This is a genomic window from Actinacidiphila sp. bgisy144 (genome assembly GCF_057708105.1).
Map to the genome: position 1 here is coordinate 64,574 of NZ_JBYIRM010000029.1, position 20,052 is coordinate 84,625.

The 20,052-nt window shown below is 73.9% G+C and carries 22 protein-coding genes and 1 pseudogene; 11 read left to right on the forward strand and 12 right to left on the reverse strand.

The genetic code is table 11. From position 1 onward, the window contains the following. Positions 1-200: 200 nt before the first annotated feature. A complete protein-coding gene (locus AC3EVP_RS28180) occupies positions 201-635 on the reverse strand; it encodes an ArsI/CadI family heavy metal resistance metalloenzyme (RefSeq protein WP_435134573.1) in 435 nt (144 codons plus the stop codon). A gap of 79 nt (positions 636-714) precedes the next feature. Between AC3EVP_RS28180 and AC3EVP_RS28185 the strand changes: the two genes are divergently transcribed. From AC3EVP_RS28185 to AC3EVP_RS28195, 3 genes are read left to right on the forward strand one after another with little or no spacing between them, the layout of a single operon-like run. After that, entirely contained in the window at positions 715-1,116 is a 402-nt protein-coding gene (locus AC3EVP_RS28185) for an ArsR/SmtB family transcription factor (protein WP_435134575.1), read from the forward strand. After that, a complete protein-coding gene (gene arsB, locus AC3EVP_RS28190; protein ID WP_435134578.1) occupies positions 1,113-2,210 on the forward strand; it encodes an ACR3 family arsenite efflux transporter in 1,098 nt (365 codons plus the stop codon). Before AC3EVP_RS28185 ends, arsB begins: the two co-directional genes overlap by 4 nt. Then, positions 2,203-2,616 (forward strand): arsenate reductase ArsC, encoded by a 414-nt coding sequence (locus AC3EVP_RS28195; protein ID WP_435134581.1) that lies wholly within the window; start codon positions 2,203-2,205, stop codon positions 2,614-2,616. The genes arsB and AC3EVP_RS28195 overlap by 8 nt, the downstream gene beginning before the upstream one ends. A gap of 60 nt (positions 2,617-2,676) precedes the next feature. Here the strand turns inward: AC3EVP_RS28195 and AC3EVP_RS28200 are convergent, their stop codons facing one another. Continuing rightward, positions 2,677-3,642 carry an ROK family protein gene (locus AC3EVP_RS28200; RefSeq protein ID WP_335980045.1) on the reverse strand — a complete coding sequence of 322 codons (966 nt, stop codon included), beginning with the start codon at positions 3,640-3,642 and terminating at the stop codon, positions 2,677-2,679. Positions 3,643-4,104: 462 nt separating this feature from the next. On the opposite strand from AC3EVP_RS28200, the gene AC3EVP_RS28205 reads away from it, so the two are divergent. Then, a complete protein-coding gene (locus tag AC3EVP_RS28205; protein ID WP_335980047.1) occupies positions 4,105-5,094 on the forward strand; it encodes a LacI family DNA-binding transcriptional regulator in 990 nt (329 codons plus the stop codon). Between the two features lie 38 nt (positions 5,095-5,132). On the opposite strand, the gene AC3EVP_RS28210 is transcribed toward AC3EVP_RS28205, so the two are convergent. Then, the gene (locus tag AC3EVP_RS28210; protein ID WP_335980048.1) at positions 5,133-5,948 is read right to left on the reverse strand and encodes a nucleotidyltransferase domain-containing protein; all 816 of its coding nucleotides are present in this window, start codon (positions 5,946-5,948) and stop codon (positions 5,133-5,135) included. Between the two features lie 191 nt (positions 5,949-6,139). On the opposite strand from AC3EVP_RS28210, the pseudogene AC3EVP_RS28215 reads away from it, so the two are divergent. After that, positions 6,140-6,313, forward strand: a pseudogene (locus AC3EVP_RS28215) (Scr1 family TA system antitoxin-like transcriptional regulator); the annotation flags it as partial. A gap of 9 nt (positions 6,314-6,322) precedes the next feature. Here AC3EVP_RS28215 and AC3EVP_RS28220 read toward each other — a convergent pair. The 4 genes from AC3EVP_RS28220 to AC3EVP_RS28235 form a co-directional block, all read right to left on the reverse strand. After that, a complete protein-coding gene (locus tag AC3EVP_RS28220) occupies positions 6,323-7,588 on the reverse strand; it encodes a DUF6986 family protein (protein ID WP_435134586.1) in 1,266 nt (421 codons plus the stop codon). Positions 7,589-7,731: 143 nt separating this feature from the next. After that, positions 7,732-8,694, reverse strand: a complete 963-nt coding sequence (locus tag AC3EVP_RS28225) for an electron transfer flavoprotein subunit alpha/FixB family protein (protein ID WP_435134589.1) — start codon at positions 8,692-8,694, stop codon at positions 7,732-7,734. Between the two features lie 61 nt (positions 8,695-8,755). Continuing rightward, positions 8,756-9,541, reverse strand: a complete 786-nt coding sequence (locus AC3EVP_RS28230; protein WP_335980054.1) for an electron transfer flavoprotein subunit beta/FixA family protein — start codon at positions 9,539-9,541, stop codon at positions 8,756-8,758. Positions 9,542-9,768: 227 nt separating this feature from the next. Further along, positions 9,769-10,182 carry a thioredoxin family protein gene (locus tag AC3EVP_RS28235; RefSeq protein WP_335980056.1) on the reverse strand — a complete coding sequence of 138 codons (414 nt, stop codon included), beginning with the start codon at positions 10,180-10,182 and terminating at the stop codon, positions 9,769-9,771. A gap of 170 nt (positions 10,183-10,352) precedes the next feature. On the opposite strand from AC3EVP_RS28235, the gene AC3EVP_RS28240 reads away from it, so the two are divergent. After that, positions 10,353-10,763: a DUF4395 domain-containing protein gene (locus AC3EVP_RS28240; RefSeq protein WP_435134593.1), complete on the forward strand. Its 411-nt coding sequence runs from the start codon at positions 10,353-10,355 to the stop codon at positions 10,761-10,763. 14 nt (positions 10,764-10,777) lie between these two features. Here AC3EVP_RS28240 and AC3EVP_RS28245 read toward each other — a convergent pair whose 3' ends face one another. The 4 genes from AC3EVP_RS28245 to AC3EVP_RS28260 form a co-directional block, all read right to left on the reverse strand. After that, positions 10,778-11,377 carry a transglutaminase-like domain-containing protein gene (locus AC3EVP_RS28245; RefSeq protein WP_435134596.1) on the reverse strand — a complete coding sequence of 200 codons (600 nt, stop codon included), beginning with the start codon at positions 11,375-11,377 and terminating at the stop codon, positions 10,778-10,780. Positions 11,378-11,483: 106 nt separating this feature from the next. Then, the gene (locus AC3EVP_RS28250) at positions 11,484-12,602 is read right to left on the reverse strand and encodes a threonine aldolase family protein (RefSeq protein ID WP_435134599.1); all 1,119 of its coding nucleotides are present in this window, start codon (positions 12,600-12,602) and stop codon (positions 11,484-11,486) included. Next, the gene (locus tag AC3EVP_RS28255; RefSeq protein ID WP_335980143.1) at positions 12,581-13,336 is read right to left on the reverse strand and encodes an SDR family NAD(P)-dependent oxidoreductase; all 756 of its coding nucleotides are present in this window, start codon (positions 13,334-13,336) and stop codon (positions 12,581-12,583) included. The genes AC3EVP_RS28250 and AC3EVP_RS28255 overlap by 22 nt, the downstream gene beginning before the upstream one ends. Before the next feature lie 23 nt (positions 13,337-13,359). Beyond that, complete coding sequence (locus AC3EVP_RS28260) at positions 13,360-14,757, reverse strand: DUF6421 family protein (protein ID WP_335980065.1); 1,398 nt, start codon at positions 14,755-14,757, stop codon at positions 13,360-13,362. A gap of 236 nt (positions 14,758-14,993) precedes the next feature. On the opposite strand from AC3EVP_RS28260, the gene AC3EVP_RS28265 reads away from it, so the two are divergent. From AC3EVP_RS28265 to AC3EVP_RS28280, 4 genes are all read left to right on the forward strand, one after another. After that, positions 14,994-15,692, forward strand: coding sequence for a glycerophosphodiester phosphodiesterase (locus AC3EVP_RS28265; protein WP_435134604.1), 699 nt, complete (start codon positions 14,994-14,996; stop codon positions 15,690-15,692). A gap of 202 nt (positions 15,693-15,894) precedes the next feature. Continuing rightward, the gene (locus AC3EVP_RS28270; protein WP_335980069.1) at positions 15,895-16,803 is read left to right on the forward strand and encodes an ABC transporter substrate-binding protein; all 909 of its coding nucleotides are present in this window, start codon (positions 15,895-15,897) and stop codon (positions 16,801-16,803) included. Beyond that, entirely contained in the window at positions 16,800-17,708 is a 909-nt protein-coding gene (locus AC3EVP_RS28275; protein ID WP_335980071.1) for an amino acid ABC transporter permease, read from the forward strand. Before AC3EVP_RS28270 ends, AC3EVP_RS28275 begins: the two co-directional genes overlap by 4 nt. Beyond that, entirely contained in the window at positions 17,705-18,523 is an 819-nt protein-coding gene (locus AC3EVP_RS28280) for an amino acid ABC transporter ATP-binding protein (protein ID WP_435134607.1), read from the forward strand. Before AC3EVP_RS28275 ends, AC3EVP_RS28280 begins: the two co-directional genes overlap by 4 nt. Positions 18,524-18,620: 97 nt before the next feature. On the opposite strand, the gene AC3EVP_RS28285 is transcribed toward AC3EVP_RS28280, so the two are convergent. Next, positions 18,621-19,154, reverse strand: a complete 534-nt coding sequence (locus AC3EVP_RS28285; RefSeq protein ID WP_435134609.1) for a GNAT family N-acetyltransferase — start codon at positions 19,152-19,154, stop codon at positions 18,621-18,623. Between the two features lie 242 nt (positions 19,155-19,396). Here AC3EVP_RS28285 and AC3EVP_RS28290 point away from each other — a divergent pair, with 242 nt between their 5' ends. Next, on the forward strand, positions 19,397-19,987 hold the full coding sequence (locus AC3EVP_RS28290; RefSeq protein ID WP_435134612.1) for a DUF5134 domain-containing protein: 591 nt from the start codon (positions 19,397-19,399) through the stop codon (positions 19,985-19,987). Positions 19,988-20,052: the final 65 nt, after the last annotated feature.

Below are 20,052 nucleotides of genomic sequence, written 5' to 3' on the forward strand. Positions count from 1 at the left end.
CTCGCAGCGACGCGCGACCACGTTGACCAGGGAGGATGGCATGCGGACGCGGCTCCGGGAACGGCTCAACAGGCCGGCCCGCGGCCGGAGGCCAAGGAAAAGCTTGTTCGGTAGCCGGAGTGGCTGCCCGGAGTGCTGGCGGTCCTCCGCCGCGGCGGCCTGAACGTCCGAGCCCGCGCGGCGGCGGCCCCCGCCGCCGGTCAGGTCCCCGCGCAGCAGCCGCCCCCGGTGGCGGCACGCGGGCCGTCGCCGCGCGCGCCGAGGGTGTCGACGTCGGCCTTGACGACGTAGACCTCCCAGGGCTCCCGGCCCGGACCGTGCACCCAGACCTTGTCCTGGAGGGCGTAGCAACAGGACGTGTCGCCCTCCTCGAAGGTGGCCAGGCCGGCGGTCCTCAGGCGGGTGGTGGCGGCGTCGACCTGCTCGGTGGACTCCACCTCGACGCCGAGGTGGTCCAGGCGGGTGTCGTGGCCGGGCTCCCCCTCGATCAGGACGAGCTTGAGCGGGGGCTCGGTGAGGGCGAAGTTGGCGTAGCCCGGGCGCCGCTTGGCCGGTTCGGCGCCGAAGAGCTTCGTGTAGAAGGCGATCGACGCCTCCAGGTCGCTGACGCGCAAGGCGAGTTGGGCGCGGGACATGGCGGGACTCCCATCAGCGTGCATTGATATCTGTCGATACAAGCTTGCGCCGTGGATCGAAGGTCGTCAATATAGAAGTATGTCGAAGCAAGAGCTGGTGGTGCTGGGCCAGGACGACGACGGCGGCACCGGATGCTGCCCCGGGCTGCTGACCGCGCCGCTGGAAGAGGAGCAGGCGGCCGAGCTGGCGGCGGTCTTCAAGGCCCTGGGCGACCCGGTCCGGTTGCGGCTGCTGTCGATGATCGCCTCGCGGGCGGGCGGCGAGGTCTGCGTGTGCGACCTGACCCCGGCGTTCGACCTGTCGCAGCCGACGATCTCGCACCACCTCAAGCTGCTGAAGCAGGCCGGCCTCATCGACAGCGAACGCCGCGGCACCTGGGTCTACTACCGCCCCCTGCCCGCCACCACCGACCGCCTCGCCGCCCTCCTCACCCGCCCCGCGGGCGAACCGCTGCCCGCGGGCCCGGAAAGCGCCCGGTGAGCGCCCCTTCGGCCCGCGGGGGCGTGGCGAAGGGGCTGTCGTTCCTCGACCGCTACCTGGCCGCCTGGATCGCGGCCGCGATGGCCGCCGGAATCGGCCTGGGCCGTGCGGTGCCGGGCCTGGGCAGCAAGCTGTCCGGCGCCACCGTCGCCGGGGTGTCCGCGCCGATCGCGCTCGGGCTGCTGGTGATGATGTACCCGGTGCTGGCCAAGGTCCGCTACGACCGGATCGGCGCGGTCACCCGCGACCGACGCCTGCTGGTGCCGTCGCTGCTGCTGAACTGGGTCGCCGGCCCGGCCCTGATGTTCGCGCTGGCCTGGCTCCTCCTGCCGGACCTGCCCGCCTACCGCACCGGCCTGATCATCGTGGGCCTGGCCCGCTGCATCGCGATGGTCGTCATCTGGAACGACCTCGCGTGCGGCGACCGCGAGGCCGCGGCGGTCCTGGTCGCGCTGAACTCCGTCTTCCAGGTCCTCGCGTTCTCCCTGCTGGGCTGGTTCTACCTCACCGTGTTCCCGGGGTGGCTCGGCCTGCGGCAGACCGGCCTTGACGTCTCGGTGTGGACCCTCACCCGCAGCGTGCTGGTCTTCCTCGGCGTTCCGCTCGCCGCCGGCTACCTCACCCGCCGGCTCGGCGAACGGGCGCGCGGCCGCACCTGGTACGAAGCCGCGGTCGTCCCCCGCATCGGCCCGTTCGCCCTGTACGGGCTGCTGTTCACCGTCGTCGTGCTCTTCGCGCTCCAGGGCCGCGCGATCACCTCGCACCCCTGGGACGTCGTCCGCGTCGCCCTGCCCCTGCTGGCATACTTCGCCCTCATGTGGACCGGTTCCATGGCCCTGGGCCGCGCCGTCGGACTCGGCCACGCCCGCGCCACGACGCTGGCCTTCACCGCGGCGGGCAACAACTTCGAACTCGCCATCGCGGTCGCCGTCGCCACCTTCGGCGCCGCCTCGGGCCAGGCCCTGGCCGGAGTGGTCGGCCCGCTCGTCGAGGTCCCCGCGCTCATCGGCCTCGTCCACGTCGCCCACCACGCCCGCCGCCACTTCGCCGTCCCCGCCGCGGCCGCGGCTCCGGAGGAACCCGCCCATGCCTGAACACGCCCCGCCCTCGGTCCTCTTCGTCTGCGTGCACAACGCGGGCCGCTCCCAGATGGCCGCCGCCTACCTCACGCTTCTGGCAGGAGAGCGGGTGCGGGTCCGGTCGGCGGGTTCGCTGCCCGCCGACGAGGTCGATCCCGCGGTGGTGGCCGCCATGGCCGAGGTCGGCGCCGATCTCTCCGCCGAGGTGCCCAAGGTCCTGACCGCACAGGCCGTCGAGACGTCCGACGTCGTGGTCACGATGGGGTGCGGGGACGCCTGCCCGGTCTTCCCCGGCAAGCGCTACCTGGACTGGGCGCTCCCGGACCCCGCCGGGCAGGGCGTGGCCGCGGTACGGCCGATCCGCGACGAGATCGAGCGGCGCGTACGCCGTCTGCTCGCGGAACTCGGCATCGCGGTGTGACGGGGCGCCCCCGCACCCGCGCCGATGCGCGCGGGCCGGCGGGGCGCCCCGGGCGGAGCCCTACGCCGTGGTCGGGAAGAGGCGCAGCGCCTGCGCGGCCGCGGCCGCCGCACCGACCAGCCCGGCGTCCGTACCGAGCTTGGCGGGCACCACCTCGACGCCCGCGGCGAAGGAGAGCGTGGCGTACCGCGCCAGGTGCTCGCGCAGCGGGTCGAAGAGCAGCGGCCCGGCCGCGGAGACGCCACCGCCGATGACGGCGACGTGGATCTCCACGAGCGTGGCGGTCGCCGCGATCCCGGCGGCGAGCGCCTGGGCGGCCCGGTCGAACGACGCCAGCGCGACGGCGTCCCCGCGGCGCGCGGACTCCGCGACGGACGCGGCCGTCGGCGCCGCGCCGGGCAGCGGCCGCCACCCCTCGTCCAGCGCGCGCCGCGCGATGTTCGGCCCGCTGGCGATCCGCTCCACGCAGCCGCGCGACCCGCACGGGCAGCGGTCGCCGTCGAGATCCACGCTGATGTGCCCGATGTGCCCGGCGTTGCCGGTCGGCCCGGGCAGCAGCGCGCCGCCGAGCACCAGCCCGCCGCCGACGCCGGTGGACACCACCATGCACAGCGCGTTGTCGTAGCCGCGCGCGGCGCCCTGCCAGTGCTCGGCCGCGGTCATCGCGACCCCGTCCCCGGTCAGGACGACGGGCAGGCCGCCGACGGCCTCCGAGACCCGCGGCACGAGGGGGAACTCGCGCCAGCCGGGCACGTTGACCGGGCTGACGGTGCCCTGTGCCGCGTCCACCGGCCCGGCGCTGCCGATGCCGACCGCCACGACCCCGCCCCACTGCGCGGCGGTCCGGAGTTCGGAGAGCACCGCTCTGACCGCGCTCATCACCAGTTCGCCGTCCGGGCCGCCGGGCGTGGGGCGCAGGGCGCGCGCCAGCAACCGCCCCTCGGCGTCGATGAGGGCTCCGGCGATCTTGGTGCCGCCGATGTCCAGTGCGGCCACGAGCGGACCGGTCGCGCTGTCAGGGTGCATCGCTGCGGCGTCTCCTTGTGCGTTGTGCGTGCGTGGTGCCCGCGGTGGGGGTGTGCGTGCGTGTCGTGCGTCGTGCGCGTCGTGGGTGTGCGGCGTGCGTGTCGTGCATGTCGTGCGTGTGCGGGGTGCGTGTCGTGCGTCGTGCATGTCGTGCGGGTGCGTGCGTCGTGCGTGGCGCGTGGTGCGCGCGGGGTACGTCGTGCGTGGTGCGGGGACGTGCGTACGTACGTCGTACGTGTCAGTCGGACGCCGTACGCGGCGTATGCGTTCCGCCACGGCGGAGCCGATACACAGCGTGAGCATTCGATCGCTTTGCGTTCATTCGGTGCTGGTTGCGGGCTCCCTGTCGGCAAGGGTGCGGACGAGGGTAGTCTCGCCTGATCGTGACAACGTTGTCCATCTCTTGTCGCAGGGAATACTACGACCGTGACCCAAACACCTGGACGTGCACCCCGGCCCACGATGAAGGATGTCGCCGCGCGGGCGGGCGTCGGCCTCAAGACGGTGTCGCGGGTGGTGAACGAGGAGCCCGGTGTCACGCCCGACACCGCCGCCCGGGTGCAGGCCGCCATCGACGCGCTCGGCTTCCGGCGCAACGACAGCGCGCGGCTGCTGCGGACCCGGCGTACGGCGAGCGTCGGACTGGTGCTGGAGGACCTGGCGGACCCCTTCTACGCCGCGCTGAGCCGGGCCGTGGAGGACGTGGCGCGGTCGCACGGCGCGCTGCTGTTCACCGGGTCCAGCGCGGAGGACCCGCGCCGGGAGCAGGAGCTGGTGCTCGCGTTCTGCGCGCGCCGGGTGGACGGCCTGGTCGTGGTGCCCGCCGGGGACGACCACCGCTACCTGCTGCCGGAGATCGCCGCCGGGGTCGCGACGGTCTTCGTCGACCGGCCGGCCGGGCGGCTGGACGCGGACGTGGTGCTCACCGACAACGCGGGCGGCACCCGGGAGGGCGTGGCGCACCTGATCGCGCACGGCCACCGCAGGATCGGCTTCATCGGCGACCAGCCGGGCATCCACACCGCGGGCGAGCGCCTGCGCGGGTACCGCGAGGCGATGGCGGCGGCCGGGCTGCCGATCCGCCCGGAGTGGTACGCGATGGGCCCGACGACGCCCGAGCGGGTCGAGGCGGCGCTCGACGCGATGCTGGGCGGTGCCGAGCCGGTGACGGCGCTGTTCGCGGGGAACAACCGGGTCACGGTCACCGCGGTGCGGGTGCTGGCGGGGCGGCTGGAGCGGATCGCGCTGGTCGGCTTCGACGACTTCGAACTGGCCGACGTCCTCGACCCGGCGATCACCGTGGTCGCCCAGGACGCCCCGGGCATCGGCCGGGTGGCCGCGCAGCAGCTCTTCCGCCGGCTGGACGGCATCATCTCCGAGGGCACCAGCCGCACCGAGCTGCCCGTACGGCTGATCGCCCGCGGCTCCGCCGAGTTCCCGCCCCCGCGGTAAGCGGGGCCCGGCCGGGCCCTGTCCGGGTCGGGCCCGGTTCACCGGGCGAGCGCGGCGCATACGTCGCCGGTCAGCCGGTCGGCGTCGTCGAGGGCGGCTGCAAGTGCATCCGGGCCGGTGCCGAGCGCGGCGAACAGCCGCTGCGCGCGGGCCGCGAAGTCCGCGGGGGCGCCGGCGAGTTGACCGGCCGCCCGCACCGCGCCCTTCTCGTTGAGCACCCAGCTGCCGGCGTGGGCGTGGAGCGCGTGCACCAGGAGCCCGACGGCGCGGAAGAGGCATCCGGCGACGTAGAAGGCGTCGCCGCGGGCCGCCCCTTTGCGCGCGCCGGCCAGGATGAACGGCGCCTCCCAGCGGGCGTTGGCGACGAGGGCTTCGCGCAGCGGCTGCGGGTAGTGGCGCACCTGCTCCTTTAGGGCCCGGATCTCGCCGCCGGGGTCGGCCAGTACGCGCCCGACGGCCACCTCGCCGACGTAGGCGTGGGAGTACACGCCCAGCGGGTGGCCGGGTTGGGTGCCGATCTCGAAGTGCCCCTGCTGGCACTCCCGCCAGATCCGGTGCACCCGGTCCAGGTCGCGGTAGATCCAGTCGACGCGGTGCCCGTCGACGGTCAGCCAGGCGCCGCCGTCCACCCACGGCCCCCACCCGCCCGGCTCGGTCACCTCCACGGGCGCACCGGTCAGTTCAGCCGCCAGCGACCGCAGCTCCGCGGTGTCCAGCGGCTGCCGGTAGTACAGCCCGAGGTCGTAGTCGGAGCCAGGGCCATGCGCCCCCACCGCCCGGCTCCCGCCCAGGCACACCCCGACCACCCCGCCCACCCGCGCCAGCCGCTCCCCGACCTCCACCAAGCGCTCCATGGACCCAGTCTGCAAGCGTCGCGCCCCGCCCGCCGCGCATTTTCGTACCGCGGATCACCCCGACCGCGCATCGCCCCACCCCGCGGATCGCCCGGACCGCGGGGCAACCGTACGACGCGGGGCGTCAAGGCGCGCGGGCGTACCGAAGCGGTGCTGCGCCGCGAAGCCCGTGACCCGCAGACGGGCGCACCGTCGCCTACGCCCGGAGCAGTTGCGGCAGCCGCCTGCTCGAAGACCCCGAGGACGTGGAGCCGCTCCGACTCGCCTATGACGTCCTGCGGGACACCGCGCTCGCCCCGGCGGAGTCGCTGGCCTTCCTCCGTCGCCTGTTCGACGGGCACAGCGCCGGCGGGACTCGGCCGTGAGGGGCCGGGTCAGGCGGGCGTGCCCGGGGTGGCCAGGGTGGTCAAGGTCGGGACGGGGAGGGGGAGTTCGGCCGGGGTGAGGGCTCCGGCGTGGAGGCCGCGCAGGAGGTGGGCGGCCAGGGCGCGGGCGGTGGCGGGCTCGTCGAGGACGGCCGGGGCGGGGGCGGCGGCGCGGGAGGCGTAGGCGGCGAGGCGGGCGGCGACGGCGGGCAGGCTCTCGCGGTAGAAGGCGTAGGCGGCCGCGTAGCGGGTCGGGAGGTGGGCGGGGTGCATGTCCCAGCCCTGGTAGTAGGCGCGGGCCAGGGAGCGGCGCACCAGGCCGTAGTGGAGCCGCCAGGCGGCGTGCACGTCGGCGGTGGAGCCGACCGGGAGCACATTGGTGGAGCCGTCGGACAGGCGTACGCCGGTGCCCGCGGCGGCGACCTGCATGACGGCCTTGGCGTGGTCGGCGGCGGGGTGGTCGGGGGCCTGGTGGGCGGCGCTGACCCCGCAGGCCGCGCTGTAGTCGAAGGTGCCGTAGTGCAGTGACGTCACGCGGCCGGCGGCGGCGTCGATGAGGCGGGGCACGGTGGCGGTGCCGTCGGGCCCCAGGACTGCCTGGGTGGTCTCGATCTGGATCTCGAAGCCGAGCCGCCCCTCGGGCAGTCCGGCCGCCCGCTCGAACTCCCCGCACAGCTCGGCCATCGCGGCGACCTGCTCGGGGAAGGTGACCTTGGGCAGGGTGAGGACGAGCCCGTCGGGGAGCGGGCCGGCGTCGAGCAGGGTGGTGAGGAACAGGTCGAGGGTGCGGATGCCGCGGTCGCGTACGGCGGCCTCCATGCACTTCATGCGGATGCCGGCGTAGGGCGGGGCGGTGCCGTCGGCGGCCGCGGCGGCGAGGGTGCGGGCGGCGGTGACGGCCGCGGCGTCCTCCTCGGCGTCCGGGCGCACCCCGTAGCCGTCCTCGAAGTCGATCCGCAGGTCCTCCACGGGCTCGCGGCGCAGCTTGGCGCGGACCCGTTCGTGGACGTCGGCGGCGAGTTCGCCGGTCAGGCCGAGTACGGCGCCGAACGCGGCGGCGTCGGGCGCGTGGGTGTCGAGCGCGGCCAGCGCCTGGTCGCCCCAGGAGCGTACGGTGCCGACGTCGTAGGCGTCGGCGGGCACGTAGACGGTGTGCACGGGCTGGCGGGTGGCGCGCTCGCCGGGGTAGCGGCGGGCCAGTTCGGCGTCGGTGGCGGCCAGCGCGGCACCGATCCGCGTGCGTACGGCGTCCGCGAGTGTCGTTTCGGCCGGCATCTGCGCCCTCCCCGGATTTCAAGAAACTTCAACAAACCGTTGAAGCGCAAGCTAGCGGGGGCGGGCGGGGCGGTCAACAGCGCCGCCGGCCCCCGCACGCGTGAGGCGTACGGGGGCCGGGGCCGGGGCGGCGCTGGTGCGGCTCAGCCCTTGCGGGCCTTGACCTCTTCGGTCAGCTGCGGGACGACGTTGAACAGGTCGCCGACCACGCCGTAGTCGACGAGGTCGAAGATCGGCGCCTCGGCGTCCTTGTTGACCGCGACGATCGTCTTCGAGGTCTGCATGCCGGCGCGGTGCTGGATCGCGCCGGAGATCCCGTTGGCGATGTACAGCTGCGGGGAGACCGACTTGCCGGTCTGGCCGACCTGGTTGCTGTGCGGGTACCAGCCGGCGTCCACCGCGGCGCGCGAGGCGCCGACCGCGGCACCGAGCGAGTCGGCGAGCGCCTCGATCACGGCGAAGTTCTCCGCCCCGTTGACCCCGCGGCCGCCGGAGACGACGATCGCGGCCTCGGTCAGCTCCGGGCGGCCGGAGGACTTGCGCGGGGTGCGCGAGACGACCTTGGTGCCGGTGGCCAGCTCACCGAAGGCGACGGTCAGCGGCTCCACGGTGCCGGCGGCGGCCGCGGGCTCGACCGGGGCGGCGTTCGGCTTGACGGTGATGACCGGGGTGCCCTTGCTCACCACGGACTTGGTGGTGAAGGCGGCGGCGAACACCGACTGGGTGGCGACCGGGCCGTCGGCGCCGGCCTCGACGTCGACGGCGTCGGTGATCAGGCCCGAGCCGAGCCGCAGCGCCAGGCGGGCGGCGATCTCCTTGCCCTCCGCGGAGGACGGCACCAGGATCGCGGCCGGGCCGACGGCCTCGGCGGCGGCCTGGAGCGCGTCGACCTTCGGGACGACGAGGTAGTCGGCGAACTCCGGCGCGTCGGCGGTCAGGACGCGGGTGGCGCCGTGCTCGCCGAGGACGGCCGCGGCAGCCTCGGCGCCGGGGCCGAGGTGGACCGCGACGGGCTCGCCCAGCCGGCGGGCGATGGTGAGCAGTTCGAGGGTCGGCTTGCGGACGGCACCGTCCACGTGGTCGACATAGACGAGGACTTCAGCCATGGGAATCGTTCTCCTGCGGTTCGGGAAGGGGCGGCGGCCGGCGGATCGGGGCGGCGCGGGCTCAGATGAACTTCTGCGCGGCCAGGAACTCGGCGAGCTGCTTGCCGCCCTCGCCCTCGTCCTTGACGATCGTGCCGGCGGTGCGCGCCGGGCGCGCGGTGGCGTCCTGCACGGCGGTCCAGGAGCCGCCGAGCCCCACCTCGGCCTCGTCCACGCCCAGGTCGGACAGGTCGAGCGTCTCCAGCGGCTTCTTCTTCGCGCCCATGATGCCCTTGAAGGACGGGTAACGGGCCTCGCCGGACTGGTCGGTGACCGACACCAGGGCCGGCAGCGCCGCCTCCAGCTCCTCGCTGGCCACGTCGCCGTCGCGGCGGCCGGTGACCTTCCCGTCGGCGACCGCGACCTCGGACAGCAGCGTCACCTGCGGGATGCCCAGCCGCTCGGCCAGCAGCGCGGGCACCACGCCCGCGGTGCCGTCGGTGGAGGCCATGCCGGTGACGACCAGGTCGTACCCGATGTGCTCGATGGCCTTGGCCAGCACCAGGGAGGTGCCGATGACGTCGGTGCCGTGCAGCGCGTCGTCCTCGATGTGCACGCCCTTCGCCGCGCCCATCTGGAGGGCCTTGAGCACCGCGCCGCGCGCGTCCTCGGGGCCGACGGTGACCGCGGTGACCTCCGCGTCGTCGGCGGCCTCGGCGATCTGGAGCGCCTGCTCCACGGCGTACTCGTCCAGCTCAGACAGCAGGCCGTCGACCGCGTCGCGGTCGGTGGTCAGGTCCTCGGCGAAGTGACGGTCGCCCGTGGCGTCGGGCACATACTTCACTGCGACTACGATCCTCAAGCTCACGCCTGCTCTCCTACTGCTTCCGTCCTGCACGTCTTCGTGAACTGCCCAGATTAGGGCCTGGGCGCGCGCGGTGGCCGCGTTCTGCCAGGGCGCGGCAACTGCCCCTGCGAATATATTACTCGTCAGTACACAGAGGTGCGGGTCCCTCCGCAAGGCCCGCGAACTGTGACGTGCCCGACCCGCGCCCCGCCACACCCGGTGGCCGGAAAGCGCCGGCGGCCGTCCGCTCAGACCGCCGCGCCCAGCGCGGCGATCACGTCGGCCCGGCGCGGCTGCCCGGCGGCGCGGCGCACCACCGCGCCGTCCGCGTCGAGCACGAGGACCGTCGGCGTCTTCAACACGTCCAGCCGCCGCACGAGTTCGAGGTGCGCCTCGGCGTCGATCTCCACGTGCCGCACCCCTTCCACCATGCCCGCGACCTCGCCGAGTATGCGGCGGGTGGCGCGGCAGGGCGCGCAGAAGGCGCTGGAGAACTGCACCAGCGTGGCCCGCTCGCCCAGCGGCTCCCCGAGGTCGCCCGCCGTCAGCCGCTGCCCGCCGTCCTTGGCCCGCACCCTGATCCTCCCGTCCCTGCGCCGGTGCACCAGTCCGTAGCCGCCGGCGACGACGAGCACGGCGAGGCAGACGATCGCTCCGACCATGCCGCCCACTCCCCTTCCGCCACCGGCCCGTCCGCTGCGCGCCGCGGGCACTCTCCGCTCCATGTGCCTATGGGCCCGCCGCCCACGGCAAGCCCTACCCGGCAAGCGTTCACAGGACCGCAATGATTCCCGCGGCTCCGGCGTGTCGCAGGTGGGTGATGATTCCAGCCATGGAGATCGATGTGCGCGGGCCCCGCTTCGGCGCCGCGGTGACCACGGTGGTGCTGGCGGTGGTGCTGGTGACCGGCAGCGGCTGGCTGCTGGCCGCGCAGGCGGTGGTCTTCGCGGTCGGCGCGGCCGCCGGGGTGGCCAGGTCGCCGTACGGCTGGGTGTTCCGCGCCCTCGTCCGGCCGCGGCTCGGGCCGCCGGCCGGGACGGAGGACGCGGCGCCGCCGCGCTTCGCGCAGGCCGTCGGGCTGTTCTTCGCGGCGCTGGGCACGGTCGGCTACCTGGTCGGGCCGCAGTGGCTGGGGCTGGCGGCGACCGGGTGCGCGCTCGCCGCCGCCTTCCTCAACGCGGCCTTCGCCTACTGCCTGGGCTGCGAGATGTACCTGCTGCTGAAGCGGGCCACGACCGCCTGAGTGCCGCCGCCGGGTCACGGCAGCCCGGTCGGCAGCCGCGCGGCCAGTTCCGTACGGCTGCCGGCGCCGCGCAGTGCGGCGAGCACCGGCGCGGGCGGGGCGGCGTACACCGCCGGGTAGTCCCGCTCGCCGTACGCAGGCCGTACGGGGAAGGCCAGTTGCTCCCGGTCGAGGCGGAAGCGGGCGTCGACCCCCGGCTTGTTGCCGCGCGGGTCCTGCCGCGCCCAGCGGCCGGTGCCGGGCAGCAGCAGCGCGATCAGCCCGTGCAGGACGGTGCCGCCGCCGTCGTCCGCGAGCCGCTGGTAGCACAGCCCGGCGGGGATGCCCTCGGCGCGCAGCAGCGCCACCAGGGCGTGGGACTTGGCGTAGCAGATGCCGTTGCGGGTGGCCAGCACCTCCGAGGCGCGCAGGCTCACCCGGTCGTCGCCGCTGTCGAAGGTGTGCGGCACCTCGTCGCGTACGTAGGTGTACGCCGCTTCCGCATATTCATACGGTCCGGGCGCGCCGGCGCGCAGCAGTGCGGCGGTGCGCAGGACCTGCGGGTGGCCGTGGTCGATGACGTCGTCGGCGCGCAGATACGCCGACGGGTCGGCGGTCTCCGGTACGGGCTCCATGGTGGGGAGCCTAGGGAGCCACCGACCCGTCGGTCAATGAGTTTGCATGCGACAGCATATCCATGCGGCCGGCCGTCGCGCGGTGGTCGCGGGGTCGCGGGCCGCCTCAGCCGGCCTGCATCTCCTCGGCGATGGCAGCGGCGAAGCCGTCCACGTCCGCCTCGGTGGTGTCGAAGGAGCACATCCAGCGCACCTCGCCGGTCGCCTCGTCCCAGAAGTAGAAGCGGTAGCGCTTCTGGAGCCGCTCGCTGACCTCGCGGGGCAGCAGCGCGAACACCGCGTTGGCCTGCACCCGCTGGGTGACCGTCACGCCGTCGATGCCGCTCACCGCGCGCTCCAGCCGGCGGGCCATCGCGTTGGCGTGGGAGGCGCTGCGCAGCCACAGGTCGCCTGCGAACAGCGCCTCGAACTGCACCGACACGAAGCGCATCTTGGAGGCGAGCTGCATGGACAGCTTGCGCAGGTGCTTGAGCGCGCGGACCCGCTCGGGGTTGAGCACGACCACGCACTCGCCGAGCAGCAGGCCGTTCTTGGTGCCGCCGACGGACAGGATGTCCGCGCCCGCCTCGGTGGTGAAGGCGGCCAGCGGCCGGCCCAGGCTCGCGGCGGCGTTGGCGATCCGGGCGCCGTCGATGTGCACGGCCATGCCCAGCGCGTGGGCGTGGTCGCAGATCGCCCTGATCTCCTCGGGCGTGTAGCAGGTGCCCAGCTCGGTGCTCTGGGTGATCGACGCCACCTGCGGCTGCGCGCGGTGCTCGTCCTCGAAGCCGTACGCCTGCCGGTCGATCAGCTCGGGGGTGAGCTTGCCGTCCTGCGTCGGCACGGTGAGCAGCTTCAGCCCGCCGACGCGCTCGGGCGCCCCGCACTCGTCCACGTTGATGTGTGCGGACTCCGCGCAGACCACCGCGCCCCAGCGCTCGGTGACCGCCTGGAGGGCGGTGACATTGGCGCCGGTGCCGTTGAAGACCGGGAAGACCTCCGCGGTGGGGCCGAAGTGGCCGCGGAAGAGCTCCTGGAGGTGGTCGGTGTACGCGTCGGCGCCGTAGGACACCTGGTGCCCGCCGTTGGCCAGGGCGAGGGCGGCCAGCACCTCGGGGTGCACCCCGGCGTAGTTGTCGCTGGCGAAGCCCCGGATGTCCGGGTCGTGCCGCCGTACGGCGTCGGTGCGGCCGCCGGGGGCGGCGGCGGGGTCGAGAGGGTCGGTCACGGTCGGGGCGTCAGCCACTGTCGGGTCCCGTTCACTTGCTGGGGGCTTGCGTGCCAGACGTCCGCGATCGCGTCGGCGAGGTCGCGTACGTCGGTGAAGCCGGCGAATTTGGCGTTCGGGCGCTGGGCCCGCATCTCATCGTGCACCAGCGCCTTGATCACCAGGACAGTGGCCGCCGCAGTGGGATTCTCGCCGCCGAGCTTGCGGAAGGAGTCGCCCATCGCCAGCGTCCATGCCTCGGCCGCCGCCTTGGCCGCCGCGTAGGCGGCGTTGCCGGCGGTGGGCGCGCTCGCGCCGGCCGCGCTGATCAGGACGTAGCGCCCGCCGGGGCTGCGCAGCAGGCCGTCGTGGAAGGCGAGCGTGGTGCGCTGCACGGTGCGCACCAGCAGGTCGTGCAGCAGGTCCCAGTCGGCGAGGTCGGTCTCGGTGAAGGTCGCGGAGCCGCGCCACCCGCCGACCAGGTGCACCAGGCCGTCGACCCGGCCGTGGGCCTTCTCGATCCGCCCGGCCCACTCCCGCGTGCCGTCCAGGTCCAGCAGGTCCACCACCTCGCCGGTGATGTCCGCGCCGCCCGCGTCGTAGCGCGCGGCGTCGACCGCCTGCGCGAGCCGCTCGGGGTCCGCGTCGGCGGCGATCACATGGCTGCCGGCCCGGGCCAGCCGCTGGAGCACCGCCCGGCCGGCCGGACCGCCCGCGCCCGCGACCGCGATCACCGCGCCGTCGAGCCCTCCCGCGTATGTCTCGGTCGTCATCTCCGCCTCCTCGCCGGCACCGGTCACGCGGCACCTCGCAGCGCGCTGTCGCCGGTGATCCCCTTGGTCGAGGCGATCACCTCACGGAGCTTCTTGGCAAGGGCCTCGTAGAACATGCTGAGCGGAAACTCGTCCGGCAGCACGTCGTCCACCAGCTTGCGCGGCGGGAGCGACAGGTCCAGGGCACCGGCGCCCTTGGCCCAGACGGAACCGGGGTGCGGGGACAGGTAGGTCGCGACCAGGTCGTAGGCGGCCAGCCAGTGCACGAGCTTGGGCCGGTCGATGCCGTCGCGGTAGAGGGCCTCGATCTCGCCGCACAGCTGGTTGGTGACCTGGGGGGCGCGCTCCCAGTCGATGTGCAGGGTGTTGTCCGTCCAGCGTACGGCGTCGTGCTTGTGCAGGTAGGCGAAGAGCAGCTGGCCGCCGAGGCCGTCGTAGTTGCGGACCCGCTCGCCGGTGACCGGGAAGCGGAAGAGCCGGTCGAAGAGGATCGCGTACTGCACGCCCAGGCCCATCGGGTGGCCCTCGGCCTGGAGCTTGACCGCCTCCTTGAAGGAGGTCAGGTCGCAGCGCAGTTCCTCCAGGCCGTACATCCAGAACGGGGCGCGCTGCTTGATCATGAACGGGTCGAACGGCAGGTCGCCGTGGCTGTGGGTGCGGTCGTGGATCATGTCCCACAGCACGTAGGTCTGCTGGGCGAGCTGCTGGTCCTCGACCAGGCGGGCGGCCTCCTCGGGCAGCTCCAGGCCGAGGGTGTCCACGGCGGCGGAGGTCACCGCGCGGAAGCGGGCGGCCTCGCGGTCGCAGAAGATCGCGCCCCAGGTCCAGCGCTCGGGGACGCTGCGGACCGCGACGGTCTCGGGGAAGAGCACCGCGGAGTTGGTGTCGTAGCCGGGGGTGAAGTCCTCGAAGGTGATCGGCACGAACAGCGGATTGTCGTACCGGGTGCGCTCCAGCTCGGCGAGCCACTCCGGCCACACCACGCGGAAGACCACGGCCTCCAGGTTGCGGTCCGGGTTGCCGTTCTGGGTGTACATCGGGAAGACGACCAGGTGCTGGAGGCCGTCGCGCCGGTCGGCGGCGGGCTGGAAGGCCAGCAGGGAGTCGAGGAAGTCCGGTACCGCGAAGCCGCCGTCGGCCCAGCGGCGCAGGTCGGTGGCGAGCGCGCGGTGGTAGGCCGCGTCGTGCGGCAGCAGGGGGGCGAGCTGTTCGAGGGCGTCCACGACGCGGCCCAGGGTCCGGGCGGCGTCGTCGCGGGAGGGCGCGTCCTCGGCGTCGAAGTCGATCGAGCCGTCCTTCTTCTGCCACGGCCGGATCGCCTCGACGGCCTGCTTCAGCACCGGCCACTGAGGGTGCCCGAGCACGCCGTCGCCGGATATCCCGCCTCCGGTTGCCACCTTCGACGAAAGAACTTCGCCCATGACCCCTCCTCCACGAAAGAAACTGTCGTGCGAACAGCGTAGTCACGCCCGGGCCCCGCCTTCAAGGCCACCCCCTTGAAAACGTCCTGCCCAAGCCGCCGAAAGCCGTTGATTTTACGGTTCGATGCCAGGATGCGTCGCTAAAAGTTGCGGCGCGCGCCCAGGTGTGCAGCCGAAGAACCCCTCGGCCACCACACGGTCACCGCCCGGCCGCACCCGCGCACTAGGGTGCCGTCATGAGCTTCCTGACTGTGGGCCACCGCGGGGTCATGGCCGTCGAGCCGGAGAACACCCTGCGGTCCTTCCGCCGCGCGGAGCGCGAAGGCGTGGACCAGATCGAACTGGACCTGCACCTGAGCAAGGACGGCGCCCTGGTGGTCATGCACGACGCGACCGTGGACCGCACCACCGACGGCGCCGGGCCGATCCGCGACCTCCCCCTCGCCGAGATCCGCCGCCTGGACGCGGGGCTCGGCGAGCAGGTGCCCGTTTTCGAGGAGGTCCTCGACGCGGTGAGGTGCCCGGTCCAGGCCGAGATCAAGGACGTCGCCGCCGCGCGGGTGCTTGCCTCGGTGCTGCGCGAACGCGAGGAGACCGGCCGGGTCAGCGTGCTGTCCTTCCACGACGAGGCGCTCGCCGAGATCCACGCCCTGCTGCCCGGGGCCGCCACCGTACTGGTCGCCAGTGAGCTCGGCCCGGACCTCGTGCCGCGCGCCCAGGCGGTCGGTGCCCGCCTGGTCAGCCTCGACCTCACCCGGCTCACCCTGGAGGTCGTCGGCCGCTGCCACGACGCCGGGATCGCCGTCATGGCCTGGAGCGTCAACACCCCGCAGGACTGGGCCCTGGTGCGCGCGCTGCGGCTGGACGGCGCCGCCACCGACCTGCCGCCCGCGCTCGGCCGCGACCTGAAAGAAGAAGAAGCGGACCGGATCTGAGCGCCCGGATCTGCGCGCAGGCCCCGCGACGCCCGGCCCGCGCCGGGCGTCGCGGGCCGCGGTCACCGCGCGCCGCGGTGCGGCCACCGACCGCGCCTGGACGCGCCCCCCTGTTGAAACATCGCGGACACAATGGTCCGGCATCCGGACGGAGTGCCCAATCGCGTGGACAGACCGGCCGCCCGGGTGCCAAGGTCCCGCCATGCGCCCCGCGATCTCTCCGTCCCGGCACGGCGCGGCCCTCGCCGCGGCCGCCCTGCTCGCCCTGGCCCTGGCCGCCTGCGCCCCGCAGGACGACGACAACTCCTCGGCGAGCGCCGCACCCTCGGCAAGCACCTCGGGCGCCGCCGCGTGCCGCCCCGCCTCGCTCGCCACCCACACCGGCGGCAAGTTCACCGTCGGCACCGACAACCCGGCGTACGCCCCCTGGTTCGTGGACGACAAGCCGTCCAACGGCAAGGGCTACGAGTCGGCCGTCGCCTACGCGGTGGCCAAGCAACTCGGCTACGGCGCCGACCAGGTGGTGTGGCAGAAGGTGCCGTTCAACAGCGCCTTCTCCCCCGGTGCCAAGTCCTTCGACGTGGACATCAACCAGGTCTCCATCACCGACGAGCGCCGCAAGACGGTGGACTTCTCCCCCGGCTACTACGACGTGCGGCAGGCCGTCGTGGCACCCAAGGGGTCGAAGATCGCCGGGGCGCACTCCCTGGCCGACCTGAAGAACGCGAAGCTGGGCGCCCAGGTCGGCACCACCAGCCTCGACGTCATCGACGACGTCGTGAAGCCGACCAAGCAGCCCGCCGTCTTCCAGCGCAACGACCTCGCCGTGGCCGCCCTGAAGAACGGCCAGGTCGACGGCATCGTGGTCGACCTGCCGACCGCGTTCTACATCACCGGCTCCGAGATCCCCACGGCCACCGTCGTCGGGCAGTTCGCCACCACCGGCACCAAGGGCGCCGCCGCCGAGCAATTCGGCCTGGTGCTGGACAAGGGCAGCAAGCTCACCTCCTGCGTCTCGCAGGCGGTCACCACGCTCCGTTCGAACGGCACGCTGGCCGCCCTGGAGAAGAAGTGGCTGTCGGACGCGGTGGACGCCCCGGTGCTCAAGTGACCGTCCAGGACCAGCGGGCGGACGACCGGGAGGGCGGCCCGGCCAAGGCGGGCGCGGACCCGTACCGGCCCTCCGCGCGGCGGCTGGCCCGCGAGCGCTATCGGCGCCGCCGCACCCGCCGCGCCTTCGCCGTCGCCGCCGCCAGCACGGCGGCGACGGCGGCCGTGCTGTACGCGCTGATCGTCAACTCGCCCGGCTGGGACCGCACCCGGCAGACGTTCTTCGACGCCCACTACGCGCGGATCTCGCTGCACCCGGTGCTGCACGGCCTGTGGCTGAACCTGCGGCTGCTGGTGGTGTGCGGGGCGGTCGTCCTGGTCGCCGGGCTTCTGATGGCCCTGCTGCGCACCCTGCGCGGCCCGGTGTTCTTCCCCGTCCGCGCCCTGGCGACGGCCTATGTCGACTTCTTCCGCGGGCTGCCGCTGATCATCTGCATCCTGCTGTGCGTCTTCGGCATCCCGGCGCTGCGGCTGACCGGGGTGACCAACAACCCGGTGCTGCTGGGCGCCTTCGCACTCTGCCTGACCTACACCGCCTACGTGGCCGAGGTGTTCCGCGCCGGCATCGAGAGCGTGCACCCCAGCCAGCGCGCCGCCGCCCGCTCGCTGGGCCTGAGCAACGCGCAGGCGATGCGGCACGTCGTGCTGCCGCAGGCCGTACGCCGGGTGGTGCCGCCGCTCCTCAACGACCTGGTCTCCCTCCAGAAGGACACCGGCCTGGTCTCGATCGGCGGCGCGGTGGACGCGGTCTACGCGGCGCAGATCATCGCCAGCCGCGACTTCAACTACACGCCCTACGTCATCGCGGGCCTGATCTTCGTGGTGATCACCATCCCCATGACGCGCTTCACCGACTGGGTGGCCGCGCGGATGAACCGGCGGCAGTCGCAGGGAGGCGCGGTATGAGCGCGACGGACCCGCTGGAGGCGGCGGAGGGCGCCGCGGCGGCGAAGCCGTCCGCTGCCCCCGAGGACGCCGCGCCGGTGCTGCGGCTGGAGGCCGTACGCAAGACCTACGGCGGCAGCGTGGTGCTGCGCGACATCGCCCTGGAGGTGCCCGCGCACACCGTCACCGCGCTCATCGGCGCCTCCGGCTCGGGCAAGTCCACGCTGCTGCGGTGCGCGAACCTGCTGGAGGAGGTGGACGACGGGGCGATCTTCCTCGACGGCGAGGAGATCACCGACCCGCGCGCCGACGTGGACGACGTACGGCGCCGGATCGGCGTCGTCTTCCAGGCGTACAACCTCTTCCCGCACATGACGGTGCTGGACAACATCACGCTCGCGCCGCGCCGTGTGCACAAGGAGCCCCGGGCGCAGGCCGAGGCCCGCGCCAAGGAACTGCTGGAGCGGCTGGGCCTGGCCGACCGCGCCCGGGAGTACCCCGACCGGCTCAGCGGCGGCCAGCAGCAGCGGGTCGCGCTGCTGCGCGCGGTCGCCACCCGGCCGCGGCTGCTGCTCCTGGACGAGATCACCGCCGCGCTCGACCCGGAACTGGTCGGCGAGGTCCTGTCGGTGGTCCGCGACCTCAAGGAGCAGGGCATGACGATGGTGATCGCCACCCACGAGATGGCGTTCGCCCGCGAGGTCGCCGACCAGGTGTGCTTCCTGGACGGCGGGGTGGTCCTGGAGCGCGGCACCGCGGCCGAGGTGTTCGGTGCCCCGCGCGAGCAGCGCACCCGGGAGTTCCTGCGGCGCGTCACGGAGTCCGGCCGGCTGTGAGCCGCGGGCGCGGTGCAGGTCGAAGCGGCGGGCGCGGAAACCGTGCCGGTCGTACCGGCCGCGGCGGCCGTCGCGGCCGAGATCGCGCCCGCGCCCGTCAGCCGAGCCGCTTGGTCAGCAGCTCGAACTCCAGGTCGTCGCGGGTCGGCAGGCCGAACCGCTCCTGGCCGTAGGGGAAGGGCGACATCTCGCCGGTGCGGGCGTAGCCGCGGCGCACGTACCAGGCGATCAGCTCCTCGCGGGCGCTGATCACGGTCATGTGCATCTCGGACACGCCCCACTCCTGGACGGCCACCCGTTCGGCCTCGGCGATGATCAGCTTGCCCAGGCCCGCGCCCTGGAGCTTCGGGCGGACCGCGAACATCCCGAAGTAGGCGTGCAGCCCGCGGTGTTCGAGCTGGCAGCAGGCCACGAGCCCGCCGTCGCGCTCCACCGCCAGCATCATGCTGTCGGGCTTCTCCACCACGTCCAGCACGCCCTGCGGGTCGGTGCGCTGCCCCTCGAGGAGGTCCGCCTCGGTGGTCCACCCGGCGCGGCTCGCGTCGCCCCGGTAGGCGGACTCGACCAGGTCCACAAGGGCGGGCACGTCGGCCGCGGTCGCGGGACGGAAGCTGAGGGATGCGGTGTCCATGCCGGTCAGATTATCGAAGGCGGGCGCCGCGGCCGAGGCCCGCGCAGGCATCGGAACGACATCACACCGGCCGCGCGGGGGCCGGGGTCTGGGGTCTGGGGGCTGGGGGCGCGCGTGGGGCGGCGCGCACTCCCCCGGGCACTCCCGCGCGCTCGTCTGCGCGCCCGCGGGGCCGGGTAGGACCCGAACGGACGGACGAACGGGGCGGCAGGGCGAAGAGAAGAACGGGGGGCCGAGCACCGATGGGCGAACCGCTGCTGGTCGCATGGCTCCTCGTCGCGCTGAGCGCCGCGTCGGCCGCGTCCTGCCTCGCGCGGGCGAAGGACCGGGGCGAGGCCGTGATGGGCGCCGGCATGGCGGTGATGGCGGTGCCCGCCTCCGTCCTCGACCCGCACCGCTGGGTCGCCCCGGTCTTCGCGGTCGTCTACGCGGCCGCCGCGCTGCGCGCCCTGCTCCCGGGCACCCATGCCACCGGCCACCGGGTGCACCACGTGGTCTGCTCGGCCGCGATGGTCTACATGGCCGTGGCCATGGCCCAGGCACCCCCGGGCGACGGCCACGCCATGGCGATGGGCGGCGCGGGCACCCCGGCGGCGACCGGCCTGCTCCTCGCCTACTTCGCGGCCTACGTCCTGCGCGCCGGCGTCCGCCTCGCCTTCCCGCCCCTGCCGGCCACCGGCACCCTCATACCCGGCGTACCCGGCACATCAGGCGCACCAGGCCCCGGCGGCGGCGCGAGCGGACCCGTCCCGCTGCGACACTCCGCCGAAGTCGCGGCCGCCTGCCGGGTGTCCATGGCCCTCGGCATGCTCGTGATGCTGCTCCTGCTGTAGTGCGGCAGTCCCGCTGTGGGCCGGCGGCGTGGTGCCGTGGCCAAAGGCGGCAGGGCGCAATGAGT